This window comes from Limnospira sp. PMC 289.06 (assembly GCF_032350395.1).
GTDB classification, from domain to species: domain Bacteria; phylum Cyanobacteriota; class Cyanobacteriia; order Cyanobacteriales; family Microcoleaceae; genus Limnospira; species Limnospira platensis.
Window position 1 is genome coordinate 1 of the sequence record NZ_JARPLC010000412.1, and the last position, 703, is coordinate 703.

At 46.1% G+C, this 703-nt stretch carries 1 protein-coding gene and 1 tRNA gene; one reads left to right on the forward strand and one right to left on the reverse strand.

The window, feature by feature from the left end:
* Positions 1-242 (forward strand): hypothetical protein (locus P5674_RS25505; protein WP_315670454.1); only part of this gene is annotated, 242 nt, incomplete at its 5' end.
* A gap of 179 nt (positions 243-421) precedes the next feature.
* Here the strand turns inward: P5674_RS25505 and P5674_RS25510 are convergent.
* Positions 422-494 (reverse strand) — tRNA-His (locus P5674_RS25510).
* Positions 495-703: the final 209 nt, after the last annotated feature.

Genomic DNA, 703 nt, shown 5'->3' on the forward strand with positions numbered 1-703 from the left:
GGAAAGGCGGTCTGATATCTTTGTACATTGATTACTTAGAAGGTTCCCCTCTACGACTACCTACGGCTATCGTGTTGATTTGGAAACATATCCTCCCCCCAACCGGAACAAACACTCTTGGGGGTGCGACCGATGTGATAGCAGTCAATGGTGAGGAACGAACCGATAGGCTTGCCATTGACTGCTATCACAAGGGAGTTACCCTATCGGTGTTTGGTTGGGGGGGAGGAATGGATATTTGACAGATTGATTAAGTTGTGCTTATTGATTAACCCGTCAATAATTAAGTTTTGTTGCTAAGGGATATGCACTAATCGTCCCGTGTGCTAAGACTGAATGGAGTGCATATTAAGTGTAACGGTACGACTATCGGGTTAAGTAAATCCCGCTATTGCAGCTAGGATAAGGTGATAGACTTCAGGGCGAACGATGGGATTCGAACCCACGAGTGGAGGAACCACAATCCTCTGCCTTAACCACTTGGCTACGCCCGCCATACGATTAGTAATCGTAGCACAGACATCAAATAAAAAGCAATAACCTGAGCGAAATTTTTTTTTCGGCTAGCGGAGACAGGGAAAAGCCGGGTTAACCCAATCATGAGCAGGTATCGAGTCCCTAATGGACAGATGAGTTAACCCATCAGATATAGCATTAGTCAAGGTGGTTAGGACGCAGCTGGGAGAACGGAATCCATGGCATT